Source organism: Paenibacillus forsythiae T98, from assembly GCF_000520735.1.
In the GTDB taxonomy this organism is placed as follows: domain Bacteria; phylum Bacillota; class Bacilli; order Paenibacillales; family Paenibacillaceae; genus Paenibacillus_AQ; species Paenibacillus_AQ forsythiae.
In genome coordinates this window covers 1-3,849 of the sequence record NZ_ASSC01000205.1, presented here as the reverse complement: position 1 = coordinate 3,849, position 3,849 = coordinate 1, and the positions used below count along the sequence as shown (strand labels likewise).

Genomic DNA, 3,849 nt, shown 5'->3' with positions numbered 1-3,849 from the left:
GTCCATTTCCGGAGAAATGGACGGGCCTCTTGAAAATATCCGCCGCACAAGCGCTGGCCGTGGGCGGCGTCAATAGGTAAGCCTCAGGTTCCACTTCCCTCCGCTGGTATCATCCAGATCAGGTTCCAAGGGTCCGAAGCTCGCGGCTCCGTCTCAGTCGGACGACTCCCCTAGTGAAATTGATATCTGTATTCGGTTATGAGCCTATTTACTATACCACATACCTGGTCGTTCCCTCAATGTACCATTTGGGAATTACGGACTCGAAGCCGGCATGATCTTCCATTACACGTTCAATTCGGGCCATCATGTCTTCCGTTTCATCAGGCACGAATTTGATAGTCCATACCATGGAAGATACAAGGACCATCGCCGTATAGAGGGAATACAGCTGCCAGAACGCATCGACCGGCTCACGCCCCTGATGATATCCCTTAATCTGGCCTATGCAAAAGGGCAGGCTGACCTCCGAGCTGAACAAGCCGGCCTTGATAAATTCGTGCACCGGGTCGCCAAAGTCCATCCGGTTAAAATCGATAACGCCCGCCAGCCGCTTGTCCCGGACAATAAGATTTCCCGTATGAAAGTCGTCATGCTGAAGCCGGTTCGGCGCCTCCTTCATCAGCGCAAGTCGGCCCTCGATGAACTCCATCACTTTGGCGCCGCCGGGGATACACAGGCCGAGTCTGTGATATTCCCCCATATAGCGCCGATGCTTTGCCGTTTTGCGCTCGGCCCACGGAGATATTCCGCCAGGCGCCTTGTATTGATGAATGGTTCTCAGTTCGTTCCCCGCTTCCCACCCGATGCGATACTGCACGTCAGCCGAGTATAGCGGCAGCTGGTCCGCTGCGTCATCGCCTTCTATATAGGTAAGAACGTGGTAACCAAGTCCGGTGTCCGGCAATATCCCGATTTCCAGCGGCCTGGAGCATCTGACTCCGTAAGCTTCCATCGTTTTCAGCACTTCGAACTCGGCCAGCTTGTTCCTGTATAGTCCGACATCGAAGATCCTGAGCAGATAGCTGCTCCCGTTCTGTATTACCCGGTACTTCTGGTCGCCGGAATAGCCTTTGTCAATCGGCAGGATGCTTGCTCCGGAGCGCACAAAGGGGACGCTGCGAAGGGTTTGTTCCGCAATACGGTCATTCATCGTTTCGGAGCACCTTCTAACTCGTCATTTTTTAACCCAATGGTCGGGAATGCGTAAGGAAGGCGGAAGCTTGGTCTCCCCGTCGCCTTTAGCCGAGTTGACTTGCGCCTGCGTCAGAAAAATGCTTCCTGTGAGATCCGCCCCGCTGATGTCGGCATCTCTAAAGTCGGCGCCGATCAGATCGGCCGCTCTCAGGTCGGCATCGCTCAGGTCGGCTGCAATGAGCAAAGCGCCTCTCAAATTAGCTCCTCTGAGGTCGGCTCCTTTCAGATTCACGCCTATGAGATCGCTCCCCCTGGGGATTTTAATCCGCCATTTTTGATTTTTATGAGGCCCCGGCGAAGCATTGGCCCGTACCCGTTCGCTTGCTTGCAGAAGCAGGCTGTTCACAATTGCCCGATGGGCGGGGACGTCAAGCTCCAGAATAGACCGTGGATTCAGACAAGTGAGCGCCTCCGTTTGTTCGAGAGCCTTTCGCAAATCTTTATGAATCGGCAGCGTCTCCTCCAAACCGAGTGCTTCATCCAGGTAGCATAGCATTTCATGGAGCTGCTGCATAACAGGGAATACCTCGAACACTTCCTGTGCCAGCGCCGGATGCTCCCGCCAGTCATTTCCGGCATAGGTGATTTGGGACACCTTTTGACCCGCGCCAAAGCATTCATAAACGGCGCACCCTCGAAAGCCTTTGCTCCTAAGCTCCCGATGAATGCCGCAGCGAAAATCCTGCTGCAAGTTTGGACAGGGAACGCCTCCGGCTTTATCCACGGCAAAATCGGCCGATTTGGCGTAGGGCAAAGCCGCACAGCACAAACCAAAGCATCGCTGGCAATCCGCGCTTAAATCTTTTATCCTCTTGTTGTTGCTGATTCCTGAATTCGACATGTCCTGCACTTCCTTTACGAGAAACTACTTGTATTATTCTATAAAGGAATAGCGCAGGAAGTAAACCTTCTTTCATTTTTTCAACACAGGAGATGAGAAAATTCCGGAAATTAGATTAATAAGAGTAATATAGAACGGAAAAACGATACACGCGGCCATCACAATCAATCCAACCACCGGCAGCGGCTCTTCTCCGGGATTTGTAATTGGAAATAGCGACGCAAAGACAGAAATAAACAAAGCATAATAAGGAATCCAGAAAATACAGGTTAAATATCGGGTTCGGCGATTTCCCAAGTGGCGCTTCGTAAGAAAATAAAACAGGATGGACGAAAGGACAAACAGGAGCACATTTACGCCATCCACAATTGTATTTGTCCTGGTCCAGCCCGTAATCCGCTCTAAACGGTAAACATTCACCGCAAGCTCACTTTGAACAAACAGCACAAGAGCGTACAAAGCGCTGATGAAATTCAATCTTAGAACAAGATAAGCCTTATCCATGCGGTTATTTCTGACCGTGTGCGTTCAAATATTCCAGCGCATTATACAGCTTAACGGCGGCTTCGGCCCGCGTCACCTTGCTCCCCGGATCGAACTTCCCGTTCTTGTCCAGCGTGTTGATCTTGTAGACGAGAGAACGCTGAATGACGCCCAGGTTGTCAGGTGCGATTCGGTCCTCATCGGCGATTTTCGCCGGAGCAATCTTGATCATTGGCAGAATGTTGCCTTTTTCGAGCCCCTGCACGAGCAGAACAGTGAATTGCTCCTTGGTCATCGGTTCCTTGGGATCAATGTCCGCCGGGATTTCGACGCCGTTAAAGTGCGCATTAATAAAAGCCTGGGCATACCAGACGTCATCCTTGACTTTGGAGAAAATATCGCTGGCCACGGGAGCCTTGATGAATCTAATGGCGTCAAGATTAAGATCCAGACCGCCCGAAATAAACTGGATGCCCTCCGCTGCGCTAATGACGGACCCTGGCATAAACCGCGAGCCGTATACGCCCTTAACGAGTCCGCGGTCCTTCAGGCTTGCGATCTTCTCCTTGCCCTGAACAGAACCGATATCGGTGAATCCGCTGCCGGCGGCAAAGAGCGCGCCTCCTGCCGACAGCATCAGTAATGCGCTGATTGAAATGGCTGCTAAAGATCTTTTGGTCGAAAACATAGGGCTGCACCTCCTGCTAAGTACGGCGTAGGAGCCGTCATATCCCTTAACGAAGGACAAGGCGGAAAGGTTGCGGACGGGAGGAAGGAAAGGCTAATTAATCCAATTCCCGGAACAGCAGATTGCGGTAAGGATAGGGGGAACCGCTGTATTTGAACAGCAGCGCGACGCCCGACTCCTCAATCGTCACCGACCGCAGCGCGCGGGTGTGGACCAGACCCAGGACCATCCGCATCACCGCCTTGCGGTCATTCCGGCGGATGCCGCGGGCCAGAGCGGCGGAGAAATTCCGGTTAGCGGACAGCTCGCGGTACAGCGGCAGCACAGCGCGGGCAATCCGGCGGTGTACCGCCGTGCTGAACGTAAACTGCACGAGTCCCGGCGGGATGGTCGTGCCGTTCGTATACAGCGCAAAAGGCGGCGGAAAGGTAAACGTAATAAAATAGCCGATGGCGTTCGTGCCGTATCCCTGCCGGGCGGCTTCCGGCGCCGCAAGCTTCAGCAGCGTGCTCATAAGCCCGAGGTCGGCGCCGACAACCGCGCGGGACCAGGCGCTTGCATAGCTCCGGCTCCCGGCGATTGCCCGGTAGAACGGCAGCATTCCCCTTGCCACCTTGGTCAATATGTCGGCCGTAACGGC

General features: G+C 53.6%; 5 protein-coding genes and 1 riboswitch. All 5 genes read right to left on the bottom strand.

The features are described 5' to 3' along the window. Positions 1 to 78: 78 nt before the first annotated feature. Positions 79 to 182, bottom strand: a riboswitch (TPP riboswitch). Between the two features lie 29 nt (positions 183 to 211). Beyond that, a complete protein-coding gene (locus tag L692_RS0107230; RefSeq protein ID WP_025698509.1) occupies positions 212 to 1,153 on the bottom strand; it encodes an aminoglycoside phosphotransferase family protein in 942 nt (313 codons plus the stop codon). Between the two features lie 24 nt (positions 1,154 to 1,177). Further along, the gene (locus tag L692_RS0107225; protein ID WP_025698508.1) at positions 1,178 to 2,038 is read right to left on the bottom strand and encodes a pentapeptide repeat-containing protein; all 861 of its coding nucleotides are present in this window, start codon (positions 2,036 to 2,038) and stop codon (positions 1,178 to 1,180) included. A gap of 72 nt (positions 2,039 to 2,110) precedes the next feature. Next, the gene (locus L692_RS0107220; protein WP_025698506.1) at positions 2,111 to 2,542 is read right to left on the bottom strand and encodes a hypothetical protein; all 432 of its coding nucleotides are present in this window, start codon (positions 2,540 to 2,542) and stop codon (positions 2,111 to 2,113) included. A 4-nt stretch (positions 2,543 to 2,546) separates the two neighbouring features. Continuing rightward, positions 2,547 to 3,209: a hypothetical protein gene (locus L692_RS0107215; RefSeq protein WP_025698505.1), complete on the bottom strand. Its 663-nt coding sequence runs from the start codon at positions 3,207 to 3,209 to the stop codon at positions 2,547 to 2,549. A gap of 97 nt (positions 3,210 to 3,306) precedes the next feature. Beyond that, positions 3,307 to 3,834, bottom strand: a complete 528-nt coding sequence (locus L692_RS32470; protein WP_051503452.1) for a hypothetical protein — start codon at positions 3,832 to 3,834, stop codon at positions 3,307 to 3,309. Positions 3,835 to 3,849 lie beyond the last annotated feature (15 nt).